The organism is Micromonospora sp. WMMC415, from assembly GCF_009707425.1.
Classification (GTDB): Bacteria; Actinomycetota; Actinomycetes; order Mycobacteriales; family Micromonosporaceae; genus Micromonospora.
In genome coordinates, this window is the sequence record NZ_CP046104.1 from 1,982,905 (window position 1) to 1,997,364 (window position 14,460).

Consider the following 14,460-nt stretch of genomic DNA (forward strand, 5'->3'; position numbering starts at 1 on the left):
ACCTGTGCGTTTGGCGCTGCTCGGCTGCGGCACGGTCGGCAGCGAGGTGGTCCGGCTGCTGCACGAGCAGTCCGCCGACCTCGCCGCCCGGATCGGCGCGCCGCTGGAGATCGCCGGCATCGCCGTCCGCCGGGTCGGCCGTGACCGCGGCGACCTGCCGGTCGACCCGACGCTGTTCACGACCGACCCGCTCGGCCTGATCAAACGCGACGACGTCGACGTCGTGGTGGAGATGGTCGGCGGCATCGAGCCGGCCCGGGGCTGGCTGGTGGAGGCGCTGCGGGCCGGCAAGAGCGTCGTCACGGCGAACAAGGCGCTCCTCGCCGAGGACGGCGGCGCGCTGCACGACGCGGCGGCCGAGGGCGGCGGCGACCTCTACTACGAGGCGGCGGTGGCCGGCGCGATCCCGCTGCTGCGGCCGCTGCGCGAGTCGCTGCACGGCGACCGGATCACCCGGGTCACCGGCATCGTCAACGGCACCACCAACTTCATCCTCTCCGCGATGGACGCCACCGGCGCCGGCTTCGCCGAGGCGCTGGAGGAGGCGACCGAGCTGGGGTACGCCGAGGCCGACCCGACGGCCGACGTGGAGGGTTTCGACGCGGCGGCGAAGGCCGCGATCCTCGCCTCGCTGGCGTTCCACACCCGGGTCAGCGCGGCCGACGTGCACCGCGAGGGCATCACCGAGGTCACCGCCGCCGACGTGGCCAGCGCCAAGGCGATGGGCTGCACCATCAAGCTGCTCTGCATCGCCGCCCGGGGCGCCGACGCGGCCGGCGGCGAGACGGTCAGCGTCCGGGTGCACCCGGCGATGATCCCGCTGACCCACCCCCTGGCCAGCGTCGGCGATGCGTTCAACGCGGTCTTCGTCGAGGCGGAGGCGGCCGGGCAGCTCATGTTCTACGGCCGGGGCGCGGGGGGCGCGCCGACCGCCAGCGCCGTGCTCGGCGACGTGGTGGCGGTCTCCCGCAACCGGCTCGCCGGGGTCCGGGCGGCCAGTGAGTCCGCGTACGCCGACCTGCCGGTGCGGCCGATGGGGGAGGCGCTGACGCGCTACCACATCAGCCTCGACGTGACCGACCGGCCGGGTGTGCTGGCGGCGGTGGCCGGTGTGTTCGCCCGGCACGACGTCTCGATCGCCACCGTCCGGCAGGGCCCCGCGGGGGGCGGCGCGGCCGGCCGTGGCGAGGACGCCGACCTGGTCATCGTCACCCACGTCGCGCCGGACGCCGCGCTCGCCGCGACCGTCCGCGAGCTGCGCGGGTTGGACATCGTCCGGTCGGTGGCCAGCGTGCTGCGGGTCGAGGGCGGGGCCTGACCCGTGTCCCGCCTGGTGGGTGGCGCAGGGTCCACCGGAGGCCGCCCGGGGCCGCTGGTCCAGGCTTGACGTGACCCGGCGCGGCCGGGAGCAGAGGCGGAGGAGTACGACATGTGGCGGGGTCTCATCGACGCGTACCGGGATCGGCTGCCGGTCACCGACGCCACTCCGGTCGTCACCCTGCATGAGGGGAACACGCCGCTGCTGCCCGCGCCGGTGCTGTCGTCCCGGATCGGCTGCGACGTCTGGCTGAAGGTCGAGGGGGCCAACCCGACCGGCTCCTTCAAGGACCGGGGCATGACGGTCGCGGTCTCCAAGGCGGTCGAGGCCGGCAACAAGGCGATCATCTGCGCGTCCACCGGCAACACCAGCGCCTCGGCCGCCGCGTACGCCGCCCGCGCCGGCCTGACCTGCGCGGTGCTCGTGCCGCAGGGCAAGATCGCGCTGGGCAAGCTCGCCCAGGCGCTCGTGCACGGCGCCCGGCTGCTCCAGGTGAGCGGCAACTTCGACGACTGCCTGGCGCTGGCCGCGAAGCTCGCCCAGGACTACCCGGTCGCCCTGGTCAACTCGGTGAACATCGACCGGCTGCACGGCCAGAAGACGGCCGCGTTCGAGATCGTCGAGGCGCTCGGCGACGCCCCGGACATCCACTGCCTGCCGGTCGGCAACGCCGGCAACATCTCCGCCTACTGGCTGGGCTACTCGGAGGAGCGGGACGCCGGCAACGTCACGAGGGCCCCGAAGATGTACGGCTTCCAGGCGTCCGGGGCGGCGCCGATCGTCACCGGCCAGGTGGTCCGTGAGCCGTCGACCATCGCCACCGCCATCCGGATCGGCAACCCGGCGAGCTGGACGAAGGCGCTCGACGCCCGGGACGCCTCCGGTGGCCTGATCGCCGCGGTCACCGACCGGGAGATCCTGGCCGCGTACCGGCTACTCGCCCGGGAGGTCGGGATCTTCGTCGAGTTGGGCAGCGCGGCCAGCGTCGCGGGGCTGCTCCAGCAGGCCGCCGCCGGCGCCGTGCCGGCCGGTTCGACGGTGGTCTGCACCGTCACCGGTCACGGCCTGAAGGACCCGGAGTGGGCCATCTCCACGGCCCCGGCACCGGTCACCATCGCCAACGATCCGCTGGCCGCGGCCCGCTCTCTCGACCTGGTGTGAACCGCTCCCGGTGACGGTCCCGTCGGCGGGACCGCTGTGGAGCCCCACAGAAACCCGCCGAGATCGGGTGGGGCACACTTTCCCCACCCCGCCCGCAGGTCCTCTCCAGGAGTGAGTCCAGCCGATGTCGCTGCTCGCCAGATTCAGTCTCGCCAACCGAGGGCTGGTCGCCCTCATCGCGGTGGTGGCCACGGCGTTCGGAGCGTTCGCCGTGCCGTCGCTGAAGCAGCAACTCCTGCCGTCGCTGGAGTTCCCGGCCGCGTTCGTCGTGGCGGCGTACCCCGGTGCCGGTCCGGAGGTCGTCGAGTCGCAGGTCACCGAGCCGATCGAGAACAGCCTCCAGGGCATCCCGGGGCTGGAGAAGATCACCTCGACCTCGCGTGAGGGTTCGACGACCGTCCAGGTGCAGTACGAGTTCGGCACCGACCTGGACGACGTGGTCAACAAGATGCAGACCGCGCTCAACCGCGTCGACGCCCAACTGCCCGAGGGGGTCGACCCCCAGGTCATCGCCGGTGGCACGGACGACCTGCCGGCGGTGGTGCTCGCCGCGTCCGGCGGCGACCTGCGCGCGCTCGGCGAGAAGCTCCGCGACACGGTCGTGCCCGAGCTGGAGGCGATCGAGGGTGTCCGTACCGTCGAGGTGACCGGCACCCGCGACGAGGTCGTGGCCGTCACGCCGGACCAGGCCAAGCTCGCGGCGGCCGGGATCCGGCCGAGCGCGATCGGTGAGGCGTTGCGGGCCAACGGCGTCGTGGTCCCCGCCGGTGCGGTGGTCGTCGAGGGCCGGACGCTCCCGGTCCAGGTCGGTACGCCGCTGGCCGACCTCGACGACCTGCGCAACCTGGTGCTCGCCCCGCCCGCGGTCCGCCTCGGGGACGTGGCGACCGTCGAGCAGCAGCCCGTGCCGGCCACGGCGATCACGCGGACCAACGGCAAGGAGAGCCTGGGCGTCGCCGTCACCGCGGCGCCGGACGGCAACGCGGTGGAGATCTCGCACGAGATCCGGGACCGGCTCGCCGACCTGCGCGGCGCGTCCGGCGCCGAGCTGACCGTCGTCTTCGACCAGGCGCCCTTCGTCGAGAAGTCGATCGAGAGCCTCACCACCGAGGGCCTGCTGGGTCTCGTGATGGCGGTCGTGGTGATCCTGGTCTTCCTGCTCTCGGTCCGGTCCACCGTCGTCACCGCGGTCTCCATCCCGCTGTCGGTGGTGGTCGCGTTGATCGCTTTGTGGATCGGCGACTACTCGCTCAACCTGCTCACCCTCGGCGCGCTGACGATCGCGGTCGGCCGGGTGGTGGACGACTCGATCGTGGTGCTGGAGAACATCAAACGGCACCTGGAGTACGGCGAGGCCAAGCGGGAGGCCATCCTCACCGCCGTCCGCGAGGTGGCCGGCGCGGTGACCGCCTCCACGCTCACCACCGTCGCCGTGTTCGCGCCGATCGCGCTGGTGGGCGGGTTCGTCGGGCAGCTGTTCGCGCCGTTCGCGATCACGGTCACGGTGGCCCTGCTCGCCTCGCTGCTGGTGTCGCTGACCGTCATCCCGGTGCTGGCGTACTGGTTCCTCAAGCCGGCCGGTGACATGAAGGCGGACGTACGCCGGGCGGCGGAGGAGAAGGAGCTGCGCAGCCCGTTGCAGCGGGGGTACCTGCCGGTCATCGGCTTCGCCACCCGTACCCGGGCCACCCGCTGGATCACCCTCGGGCTCGGCGTGCTGGTCCTCTTCGGCACGTTCGGCCTGTCCCGCCAGCTGGAGACCAACTTCCTGGACGACTCCGGCCAGGACACCCTGACCATCACCCAGGAGCTGCCGGCGGGCACCGGCCTGACCGGCACGGACGAGGCCGCCCGCAAGGTCGAGGCGGTGCTGGCCGGCACCGAGGGCGTCGAGACGTACCAGTTGACCGCCGGGTCCGGGGACACCCCGTGGGCCGGCACCGGCGGCAACAACGTCGCCACCTGGAACCTCGCGCTCGGCGGGGACACCGACGCGAAGGAGATGCGCGGCGTCCTGCGGGAGAAGTTCGACGCGCTCGGGTCGGGCGTCGGCGAGTTCCGGTTCGGGGCCGGGCAGGGCGGCGCCTCGGCCAACCAGCTCGAGGTGGTCGTGCAGGCCGCCGACCCGGCGACGTTGACCCGGGCCACCGACGAGGCCACGGCGGCGATGCGGGGCATCGCCGGCGTCGAGGACGTTACGACCAGCCTCGCCACGCAGGTGGACCGGGTCGAGGTCACCGTCGACCGGGCGAAGGCCGCCGGGGTTGGTCTCTCGGAGGCGGCCGTGGGGCAGCTGGTCGCACAGGCGTACCGGGGCACGCCGCTGGGTCAGGTGACGCTCGACGGCGGGCAGCAGGCCGTGGTGCTGCGCTCCACGGCGCAGCCGCCGCTCTCGCTCGACCAGCTCAAGGCCCTGCCGGTCGGTACGGTCACGCTGGGCGCGATCGCCGACGTCACCACGGTCGGCGGGCCGCAGCAGGTCACCCGGATCGACGGCGAGCGCAGCGTGTCGGTCAGCGGTACGGCCACCGGCTCCAACCTCGGAGGGATCAGTCAGGACCTGCAGAAGAAGCTGGACGCGATCGACGTGCCGGGGGCGACCTTCGCGATCGGCGGGGTCAGCGCGGACCAGGAGGAGGCCTTCGCCGACCTGGGCCTGGCGGTGCTGGCCGCCATCGCGATCGTCTTCCTGATCATGGTGGCGACGTTCCGGAGCCTGACCCAGGCGCTGATCCTGCTGGTCTCCGTTCCGTTCGCGGCGACCGGGGCGATCGGCCTGCTGCTGGCCACCGGCACCCCGCTGGGGGTTCCCGCGTTGATCGGCGTGCTCATGCTCGTCGGCATCGTGGTGACCAACGCGATCGTGCTGCTCGACCTGATCAACCAGTACCGGGCGCAGGGCATGGGCGTCCGGGAGGCGGTCGTCGAGGGCGGTCGCCGCAGGTTGCGGCCGATCCTGATGACCGCCGTCGCCACGATCTTCGCGCTGCTGCCGATGGGGTTGGGCCTCACCGGTGAGGGCGGTTTCATCTCGAAGCCGCTGGCGATCGTGGTGATCGGTGGTCTGCTCAGCTCGACGCTGCTCACCCTGGTCCTGGTGCCGACCCTGTACGCGATGGTGGAGCACACGAAGGAGTCGCTCCGGGCCCGCCGCGACCGCCGACGCGGGGTGGTGCCCGGGGCTCCGGCCGGCCCGTCCACGGACGCCGGGTCGGCGCCGGACGAGCCGACCGCCGAGCCGACCGCCGAGCCGGAGCCGGCTGCGACCGGCGCCGGGAGGACCGGGTCGGGCGCCGGGACCGCCGCGTCGGCCGCCGGGTCGGGCAGCGCGTCCACGGGGCGGCCGGCTCCCTCGGCGGCGCTGGTCGACGGCACCGACCAGTTCGAGGTGCTGCGGCTGCCCAAGAGCCGCACGTCGCCGCTGCCGCCGACCGAGTAGGGCTGCTCGCCTCGGACGCCCCCGACCAGCGGTCGGGGGCGTCCGCCGGCTCCGGGCCCCGGCGGAGCCGCGTTGACCGACTCCGGGCCGGGGGTGTCCGAGCGCCCGGACCCCCCGGTGGGCGGTGGCCGACCGGCGGCAGGCCACCGCGGCCTGCGGACAACCGGGTCCGGACCACGGCGTGGCGATCCAGGTCTGCGTGCTGTCCGCGCACCGACGGAACGTGAGGCGCCGGCTGGGTAGGGTGCGGTCGTGCCGTCCATCCTCTCGGTCCTGCGCCGCAACCGGAACTTCCGCAACCTCTTCCTGGCCGAGCTGGTGGTCTTCGGCGCCGACTGGTTCGTCATGGTCCCGCTGCTGGTGCTCCTGCCGTCGCTGACCGGCAGCGGGGTGTGGGGGGCACTGGTCCTCGCCGTGGACACCGGCATCGTGGCGCTGCTGCTGCCGTACACCGGGACGGTGGCCGACCGCTTCGACCGCCGCAAGATCATGATCGGGGCCAACATCGCCGCCCTGCTCGGCGTGCTGCTGCTGTTGGGCGTACGCAGCGCCGGCACGGCGTGGCTGGCGATGGTCGGCATCGGCGTGGTGGCGGTCGCCAAGGCCTTCTACTCACCGGCCGCCCAGGCCGCCCTGCCGAACGTGCTCGACGCCGACGAGCTGGCCGCCGGCAACGCGGTCGCGGGCTCCGCCTGGGGCACGATGACGATCGTCGGCGCGTCGCTCGGCGGTGTGCTGAGCAGCGCCGTCGGCCCGTACGCCTGCTTCTGGGTCGGGGTGGGCGGCCTGGCCCTGGCGGCGGGCCTGGCGACGCGGATCCGCCGGCCGTTGCAGGCGCCCCGGGACCGGGACCGGCCGGTGCAGCAGACCTGGGTGGCCGTCCGCGAGGCGCTCGGCTACATCGGGCACCGGCCCCGGGTACTGGCTCTGGTGACGGTGAAGTCCGCGGTCGGTCTCGGCAACGGGGTGCTGACGGTGTTCCCGCTGCTGGCCGGCGTCTACGGCGCGGGCGCGGCCGGCGCCGGCCTGCTCTTCGCGGTACGCGGCGCCGGGGCGCTGGTGGGCCCGATCCTGATGCGGCGGGTGTTGGGCAACCGGGCCTGGCTGCTGCCCGGCCTGGCGTTGTCCATGTCGCTCTACGGGCTGGCCTATCTCGGCACCTCGGTCGTCGACTGGTTCCCGCTGGTGCTCGCGCTGGTCTTCGTGGCGCATTTCGCGGGTGGCAGCAACTGGGTGATGTCGAACTTCGCCCTGCAGGGCGAGGTGCCGGACCGGCTGCGGGGCCGGGTCTTCGCCACCGACATGATGCTGGCGACGCTGGCCATCTCGGTGAGCCAGCTGGTGGTGGCGTCCGTGGTCGACATCGTCGACGAGCGCGTGGTGCTGGCCGGCTGCGGCCTGGTCACCCTGGTCTACGCGGTCGGCTGGCGGATCGCCACCCGGAAGCTCTCCCTCACCGACCCGGTCCCCGAGCCGGATCCGTCGGTCGCGCGGTAGGCGCCGTTCCGGCCGGTCCCACGGTGCGGGCAGAGATCCGGGACGTCGGTGCCCGGCCCTAGCATGAGCCCGTGCCCACAATTTTCACGCCCGACCCGGTCCGGGTGCGGGTCCCCGCCACCAGTGCCAACCTCGGGCCCGGGTTCGACGCCCTGGGGTTGGCGCTGGCGCTGCACGACGACGTCGCCGCCGAGGTCACCACCGACGGTGTCACCGTGAGCGTGACCGGTGAGGGGGCCGGCGACCTGCCCGACGACGAGCGGCACTTGGTGGTGAGCGCCATGCGGGCCGCCTTCGACGAGCTCGGTGGCCAGCCACCGGGGCTGTCGGTGGAGTGCGTCAACCGCATCCCGCAGGCACGCGGGCTCGGCTCCTCGTCGGCGGCGATCGTCGCGGGTGTGCTGCTGGCCCGGGGGCTGGTGGTCGACGGGGGCCGCCGGATGGACGACGCGGCGGTGCTCCGGCTCGCCGCCCGGATCGAGGGCCATCCGGACAATGTGGCGCCCTGCCTGCTCGGCGGGTTCACCGTGGCGTGGACGGAGCCGGCCGGTGCCCGGGCGGTGTCGCTGCCCGTCGCCGACGGCGTCCGGCCGACGGTCTTCGTGCCGGCCGGGCGTGGGCTCACGGCCGCGGCGCGGGCCGCGCTGCCGCCGACGGTGCCGCACGGCGACGCGGCGTTGACCGCGGGCCGGGCCGCGTTGCTCGTGCACGCTCTCACCGCGGCGCCGGAGCTGTTGCTGCCGGCCACGGTCGACCGGCTGCACCAGGGCTACCGGGCCGAGGGCATGCCGGAGACGGCTGCACTGGTGAATGAGCTGCGTGGGGCTGGTGTGGCGGCTGTGGTCTCCGGTGCGGGGCCGACCGTGCTGGCGTTGTCCGAGCCGCCCGCCGACCTGCATCCGGGAACAGATTGGCAGGTCTGGCGGTTGCCGATAGAGGCACACGGCGCCCGGGTCGTCCGGGGTAGACTGGGACACGCGGAGCGGGACCCTGTTGCCGCAGGTCGGAAGAGTTGATTACGCTCTAGACTTAGCACAGCCGCGAAGCATGCGATCTTCCTGCGGGTCGGCGCACCCCCGAAGCTTTCGGCGGTCAGCCCGTCACCCCTGCCTAGGCCCACGCCGCACCGCAGTCTTCACAGGTCGCCGCAGACGGCGGATCCCGCCCACCACGACGGTGAGTCGGGAAAGCGACCGGCTGCTGTGTCACAGACTCCCGCGACGCGTCCTTGCGAGGCGGGTGCACCGAGGCCGCCCGGCCACCTGCATGTCGATCCGGGCAGTCCCGGCCAATCGAGGGAAGGAATCCATTGAGCGACACCACCGACGTGACGTCGGATGTTTCCAACGTCGCTGATGCCACGTCCGCTGCTCCGACCCGTCGGCGACGCAGTGGCACCGGCCTGTCGGCGATGCTGCTGCCGGAGCTCCAGAGCCTGGCCGCGTCGCTCGGCATCTCGGGCACGGCTCGCATGCGCAAGGGCGAGCTGATCAGCGCGATCTCCGAGCGCCAGGGCGGCGGGGCCGCCACCGGAACCCCTCGACCGCGGGCCGAGGTGGCGGCTGCGGCCGCCCCTGCCCGGGAGGAGGTCCACGCCGAGGTCCGCGAGCCGGCCGAGCGGCCGGAGGCGGCTGAGCGGCGGGCGGAGCAGCCGGCCGAGTCGGCGCCCGCCGAGACGACCGGTCGCACCCGCGGCCGGCGCGGCCGCGGGGCCGGCGAGGCCCGGGGCGGCGAGGCCGGCGAGACGCGGGCCGAGACCCGGCCCGAGGAGGCCGAGGCCGGCGAGCGGGGCGAGGGCCGTGGCGGCCGTGAGCGGGCCGAGCGCGGCGCCGAGCGCGGTGACCGTAACGAGCGGGCCGAGCGCGGTGAGCGCGGTGAGCGGGCCGAGCGCGGTGAGCGGGCCGATCGCGGTGACCGTAACGAGCGGGCCGAGCGCGGCGAGCGCGGTGACCGTAACGAGCGGGCCGAGCGTGCTGACCGCGGCGACCGCAACGAGCGCGGCGACCGCAACGGTGACCGGGGCCAGCGCGCCGAGCGCGACGGCGACGGCGACGACGACGGCGAGGGCGGCGGCCGGCGCGGCCGGCGCAGCCGTTTCCGGGACCGTCGGCGGGGCCGTGGTGAGCGGGCCGAGGGCGGCGACGGCGGCCGCGAGCCGCAGGTCAGCGAGGACGACGTGCTCGTTCCGGTGGCCGGCATCATCGACGTGCTCGACAACTACGCCTTCGTCCGGACCACCGGCTACCTGGCCGGCCCGAACGACGTCTACGTCTCCATGTCCCAGATCAAGAAGTACGGTCTGCGGCGCGGCGACGCGATCACCGGTGCGGTGCGTGCGGCGCGCGACGGCGAGCAGCGGCGCGACAAGTACAACCCGCTCGTCCGGCTGGACACCATCAACGGGATGGAGCCGGAGGAGGCGAAGCGCCGGCCGGAGTTCTACAAGCTGACCCCGCTCTACCCGCAGGATCGGCTGCGCCTGGAGACCGAGCCGCACATCCTCACCACCCGGGTGATCGACCTGGTCATGCCGATCGGCAAGGGCCAGCGGGCGCTCATCGTCTCGCCGCCGAAGGCCGGTAAGACGATGGTGCTCCAGGCGATCGCGAACGCGATCACCCGCAACAACCCGGAGTGCCACCTGATGGTGGTGCTGGTGGACGAGCGGCCCGAAGAGGTCACCGACATGCAGCGGTCGGTGAAGGGCGAGGTCATCGCGGCGACGTTCGACCGTCCGCCGCAGGACCACACCACCGTCGCGGAGCTGGCGATCGAGCGGGCGAAGCGCCTGGTCGAGCTGGGCCACGACGTGGTCGTCCTGCTCGACTCGGTGACCCGGCTCGGCCGGTCGTACAACCTGGCGGCGCCGGCCAGCGGCCGGATCATGTCGGGTGGTATCGACTCGACCGCGCTGTACCCGCCGAAGCGGTTCCTGGGTGCGGCCCGCAACATCGAGAACGGCGGCTCGCTGACCATCCTCGCCACCGCGCTGGTGGAGACCGGTTCGATGGCGGACACGGTCATCTTCGAGGAGTTCAAGGGCACCGGTAACGCGGAGCTGAAGCTGGACCGGAAGATCGCTGACAAGCGGACCTTCCCGGCCATCGACATCCACCCGTCCGGCACGCGCAAGGAGGAGATCCTGCTCGCGCCGGAGGAACTGGCCATCGTCCACAAGCTCCGGAAGGTGCTGCACTCGCTGGACTCGCAGGCGGCGCTCGACCTCCTGCTGGACCGGCTGAAGCAGTCGCGTACGAACATCGAGTTCCTGATGCAGATCGCGAAGTCGACGCCGGGGGAGTGACCCTCCCTGCCGGGGCGGGATGAGACGAGGGGGCGCGGCCAGTCGGCCGCGCCCCCTCGCTGTCGGTCCACCCGGGCGGACGGGCGCCCGAGCCGCCGGTGACGAAGTTTTCCTTCGCTTCAGCTATCCAGTATTGAAACTTCTGTTCATCGTCGGGTTGACTGTGGTCCATGCGTACCCGCAGACGATCCACCCGGCTCGCCGGCGTCCTGCTGCTGACGCCGCTGCTCACCACGGCCACCGCCGTCCCGATCCCCGCCGCCGCGGTGGCCGCGCCCGCCAACACCCTGTCCGCCACGGCCGCCGAGGACACACCCCGCGCCTCGTCCCACCCCGCAGGCGCGGTCACGCTGGCGGCGGACCCGGCGGGGGCCACCCGCGCGGCCCGGACCACGACCGGCGTCGAGCCGGCCGGGGGCCTGGAGACCACGAAGACCACCCGCCCGGTGGCGCCGGGCCTCGACCTCACCTCCGTCGACCGGTACGACGCCGACGGCTGGCTGCGCGCCGACGCGCTCACCGCCGAACTGTCCGGCGGTGTCACCGTCGACTACGTCAACTCCGGCGTGGTCAGCAAGGCGGAGCCCCTGCGCGCTGCGGCCGACCGCACCCGCGCCGTGGCCGCCGTGAACGGCGACTTCTTCGACATCAACAACTCGGGCGCCGCCCAGGGCGTCGGCATCCAGGACGGCCAGCTCGTCCAGTCCGCCGTCGCCGGGCACCGCAACGCGGTCGCCGTCACCACCGAGGGGCTCGGCCGCGTCGTCGAGGTGCACTTCGAGGGCACTGCGACGCTGCCCACCGGTCCGGTGCCACTGACCCAGTTCAACAACATGGTCCAGGCGAACGGGATCGGCGTGTTCACCGCGCTCTGGGGGGCGTACACCCGGGAACGTCCCGTGGCGGGCGCCACCCGCGTCACCGAGGTCGCGGTGGTCGACGGTCGCGTGACCAGCGTCGCCACCACGGCCGGCAGCGGCCCGATCCCCGCCGGCACCACCGTGCTGCTCGGCCGGGACGCCGGCGCCGACGCCCTCGCCGGGCTGCACCCCGGCGACCCGGTGACCGTCGCCTACCGGCCGAGGCCCGCCGACGGCGGCACCCTGCACGCGGCGGTCGGCGGCGGCAACGTGCTGGTCCGCGACGGCGTGGTGCAGAGCATCGCCGACCCCACGCTGGCGCCGCGGACCGCGGTCGGCTTCTCCGCCGACGGCCAGAAGATGATCATGCTGACGGTGGACGGGCGGCAGGTCGACAGCCGCGGCGTCACCCAGACCGAGATGGGCCGGATGATGGCCGAACTCGGCGCCCACCACGCGCTGAACCTCGACGGCGGCGGCTCCTCGACGCTGCTCGCCCGCGAACCGGGCGCGGCCGGCGTGCAGGTGGAGAACAGCCCGTCCGACGGCACCGAGCGCGCCGTCCCCAACGGCCTCGCCCTCTACGCCCCGCAGGGCAGCGGCCGGCTCACCGGGTACTGGCTGGAGACCGCGAGCGACCCCACCAGCGCGCCGGGCGTCTCGCCCGTGCGCGGCGGCCGGCCCGACCGGGTCTTCCCCGGCCTGACCCGCCGGATCACCGCCGCCGGGCACGACGAGACGTACGGGCCGGCGGCCGGCGAGCCGACCTGGCGGGCCAACCCGGCCGGGCACGGGAAGGTGAACGACGGCGTGTTCCGGGCCGGCCTGCCCGGCCAGGTCACCGTCACGGCGTCGCGGGGCGGCGCGCGAGGCACCCTCGACCTCACCGTGCTCGGGCCGCTGAGCCGGATCGACTCCACCGTGGACCGGGTCGGCCTGGACGGCACCGACGGAACGGCCCTCCTCGGTGTGGTCGGCTACGACGCCGAGGGCAACACCGCGCCGATCGAGCCCGCCGACCTGACCCTCGACTACGACCGGGACCTGCTGCGCATCACGCCGACCGCCGACGGCAACCTGACGGTGACGGCGCTGCGGGACACCGGCTCCGCGCTGGTCACCGTCCGCGTCGGGCGCAGCACCACCGTCGTCCCCGTCACCGTCGGGCTCGACGACGTGCCGGTGGCCACCTTCGACGACGCCGCGTCGTGGCGGTTCAGCCAGGCCCGGGCCAGCGGCTCCGTCGCGCCGGCGCCGGGCCGCACCGGCGCCGGCCTGCGGATGACGTACGACTTCAGCCAGTCCACCGGCACCCGGGCCGCGTACGCCGACCCGCCCACCTGGATCGACGTGCCCGGTCAGCCGCAGGCGTTCGGCATGTGGATCCACGGCAACGGCACCGGGGAGTGGCCGAGCCTGCACCTGCACGACGCGCAGAACACGCAGCACGTGCTGCGGGGGCCGCTGGTGACCTGGACGGGCTGGCGGTACGTCGAGTTCACCGTGCCCTCCGGCGTGCAGTACCCGCTGCGGGTCCGCCGCTTCTACGTCGCCGAGACCCGGGCGGACGCGCAGTACCGCAGCGAGGTCGTCATCGACGACCTGGTGGCGAAGGTGCCGCCGACGGTCGACGTGCCGGCCGAGGCGCCGCGGACCGACCGGGTGGTCGTCCGCGAGGGCACCGTGGACGGGGCGCCCTGGCGGTTCGCGGTGCTCTCCGACGCCCAGTTCGTCGCGGCGAACCCGGACAGCGACCTGGTCGCCCAGGCCCGCCGTACGCTCCGCGAGGTCAAGGCCGCCAAGCCGGACTTCGTGCTGGTCAACGGCGACTTCGTGGACACCGCGTACCCGGCGGACTTCGCCCTCGCGAAGCGGCTGTTCGACGAGGAACTCGGCGGGGAGGTGCCCTACCACTACGTCCCCGGCAACCACGAGATCATGGGCGCGCCGATCGACAACTTCCGGGCGGTGTTCGGCGCCACCGAGCGGGTCTTCGACCACAAGGGAACCCGCTTCGTCACCCTCAACTCGTCCACCGGCACCCTGCGCGGCGGCGGATTCGAGCAGGTGCGGATGCTCCGCGAGGCGCTGGACTCGGCCGCCAAGGATCCCACCGTCGGCTCGGTGGTCGTGCTGCACCACCACCCGCCCCGCGACCCCAGCCCGGTCAAGGCGAGCCAGCTCGGTGACCGCAAGGAGGCGGCCCTGCTGGAGCAGTGGCTGGCCGACTTCCAGCACCGGACCGGCAAGGGGGCGCTCTTCATCGGCGCCCACGTCGGCACGTTCCACGCCGACCGGGTGGACGGGGTGCCGTACGTCGTCAACGGCAACTCGGGGAAGAACCCGTCCAGCCCGGCCGACCAGGGCGGCTTCACCGGCTGGAGCGAGTACGGCGTGGACCCGGTGACCCCGGCGGAGGCCGACCGGGCCCGGCGGAACCCGCTCGCCGAGGGCCCGCGCTGGGTCGACGCGGAGTTCCACGCCCACGCCGACCAGGTCACGGTGACCGCCCCGCCGACCGTCCCGGTCGGCGCCCCGGCGACCGTCACCGCGACGGTGACCCAGCCCGGCGGCCGTACGGTGCCGGTGGCCGCCCCGGTCAGCGCGGACTGGTCGGCGTCGCCGAACGTGCACGTCGGCTCGCTGCTCGGGCTCCGGCCCTGGCACGTGGCCCGGTTCGACCCGGCCACCGGCCGGCTCACCGCGCTGCGCCCGGGCGCCTCGGTGAAACTCGCCGTCGAGGTCAACGGCGTCCGCGCCGAGGCAACCGTCGCCCTCACCGCCGCAGCCGAGGCACCCGCCGCCTGAGGCGTAAGGAAGGGCCCCCTATTAACGCCTCATGCAGAGGAAGGGCCCCTTATTAACACCACACCCTGAGGGC

At 73.8% G+C, this 14,460-nt stretch carries 7 protein-coding genes; all 7 read left to right on the plus strand.

Translation table 11 applies throughout. The features are described 5' to 3' along the window. Positions 1 to 4: 4 nt before the first annotated feature. Entirely contained in the window at positions 5 to 1,318 is a 1,314-nt protein-coding gene (locus GKC29_RS09690) for a homoserine dehydrogenase (protein WP_196255903.1), read from the plus strand. 111 nt (positions 1,319 to 1,429) lie between these two features. Then, positions 1,430 to 2,479 carry a threonine synthase gene (thrC, locus tag GKC29_RS09695; protein WP_155330504.1) on the plus strand — a complete coding sequence of 350 codons (1,050 nt, stop codon included), beginning with the start codon at positions 1,430 to 1,432 and terminating at the stop codon, positions 2,477 to 2,479. 124 nt (positions 2,480 to 2,603) lie between these two features. Beyond that, positions 2,604 to 5,918 (plus strand): efflux RND transporter permease subunit, encoded by a 3,315-nt coding sequence (locus tag GKC29_RS09700; RefSeq protein WP_155330505.1) that lies wholly within the window; start codon positions 2,604 to 2,606, stop codon positions 5,916 to 5,918. A 252-nt stretch (positions 5,919 to 6,170) separates the two neighbouring features. Beyond that, positions 6,171 to 7,415, plus strand: a complete 1,245-nt coding sequence (locus GKC29_RS09705; RefSeq protein WP_155330506.1) for an MFS transporter — start codon at positions 6,171 to 6,173, stop codon at positions 7,413 to 7,415. A gap of 71 nt (positions 7,416 to 7,486) precedes the next feature. After that, a complete protein-coding gene (gene thrB / locus GKC29_RS09710) occupies positions 7,487 to 8,431 on the plus strand; it encodes a homoserine kinase (protein ID WP_155330507.1) in 945 nt (314 codons plus the stop codon). Positions 8,432 to 8,724: 293 nt separating this feature from the next. Further along, positions 8,725 to 10,719, plus strand: coding sequence for a transcription termination factor Rho (rho, locus tag GKC29_RS09715; protein ID WP_155330508.1), 1,995 nt, complete (start codon positions 8,725 to 8,727; stop codon positions 10,717 to 10,719). Between the two features lie 170 nt (positions 10,720 to 10,889). After that, positions 10,890 to 14,387, plus strand: coding sequence for a phosphodiester glycosidase family protein (locus GKC29_RS09720; protein WP_155330509.1), 3,498 nt, complete (start codon positions 10,890 to 10,892; stop codon positions 14,385 to 14,387). The last annotated feature ends 73 nt before the right edge of the window (positions 14,388 to 14,460 follow it).